Source organism: Kribbella sp. NPDC058245 (assembly GCF_042882005.1).
In the GTDB taxonomy this organism is placed as follows: Bacteria; Actinomycetota; Actinomycetes; order Propionibacteriales; family Kribbellaceae; genus Kribbella.
Genome location: NZ_JBHVWY010000042.1, coordinates 1 through 1,179, shown reverse-complemented (window position 1 = coordinate 1,179; position 1,179 = coordinate 1). Strand labels below are relative to the sequence as shown.

The 1,179-nt window shown below is 67.8% G+C and carries 1 protein-coding gene; it reads right to left on the bottom strand.

Going from position 1 to position 1,179, the window contains the following annotated elements; translation table 11 throughout:
* A partial coding sequence (locus ACFVWG_RS41485) for an ISL3 family transposase (protein ID WP_391549044.1) occupies positions 1-1,058 on the bottom strand: 1,058 nt, incomplete at its 3' end.
* Positions 1,059-1,179 lie beyond the last annotated feature (121 nt).

The window sequence follows — 1,179 nt, the reverse complement described above, 5'->3', positions numbered from 1 at the left end:
GCCCAGGCCAGCCATGCTTTGAGGGCGTGTTTGCCGTCGTCGCCGCCGAGTTTGAAGACGTGGCGGAGGCCTTCTTTGAGGAGGTAGGCGCGGTGCAGGCGGGGACTGGAGGTGGCGATCCAGGCGAGCTGGGCGGTCTGTTTGGTGGTGAGGTCTTCGGGGTTCTTCCACAGTGCCCAGCGGGACCGTGCGATGGTCTGGGCGTTCCCGCGGGAGGCGTGGTAGCGGTGCGCGACCAGGGAGCCGACCTGGTGGGTGCCGCCTGCTTGGCGTCGGGCGGTGTTCCAGGTCTCGCGGCGTACTTCGTCCAGACAGTCGGTGGCCCAGGACACGACATGGAACGGGTCCGCGCACAGCACCGCCTGCGGGGCCTTTTGACCGACCACGCCGGTGATCCAGCTGGCCCCATCGGCCGACACGTGCGTGAGTTCCTTAGCCCTGTCGGTGCCGAGGGTGTCGAAGAACCTGGTGACGGTGGCGGCGTCTCGGCCCGGGTCGGCCCAGACCAGGTTCCCCGAGTCGTGGTCGACCACCACGGTCAGGTACTTCTGGCCCTTGCGGTAGCTGACCTCGTCGATCCCGATCCGGACCAGGTCCGCGAGCCGGTCGGTGACCGCATCGACATCGGCACAGACCCGTTTCACGATCGCCCCGACCGTGCGCCAGGCGATCCGCATCAGCTGTGTGACCGCGGTCTTCGACGTCTGGGTCGCCAGCCACGCCACCTGGTCATCGAACATGCGGATATGTCCCGCGTCGTGCCGGGCCCACGGGACATGCCCGACCACCACCCCGTGGTCGGGGCAGGTCACCCGCACCGAATCGGCCTCCACAAACACCCGGACCGGGCCCAGATCCAGCCCCCGCCACCGGCGCCGCTCACCACGACCCTGGTCATACCCCGAACAGCGGCGCCGGCACCGCCCGCACCGGCCACGCTGCCGGGCCACCGGCCGCACCGACACGACCACGACCAGCTCATCCTCGTCGAACCAGACGTCCTCGATGACCGTCTGCTCGACCCCCAAAACCGCACGCCATAAGCTGTCGCCACGCACGCCGTTCTCCCGTCACCAGGTTAATGTTCCTAGACAGCTCAGAAACCTAGACAGGGAACGGCGTGCGCCATTCAAGGCGCGCTCAAACCACCCACACATGCATCAGGAGAGCCGGATATCC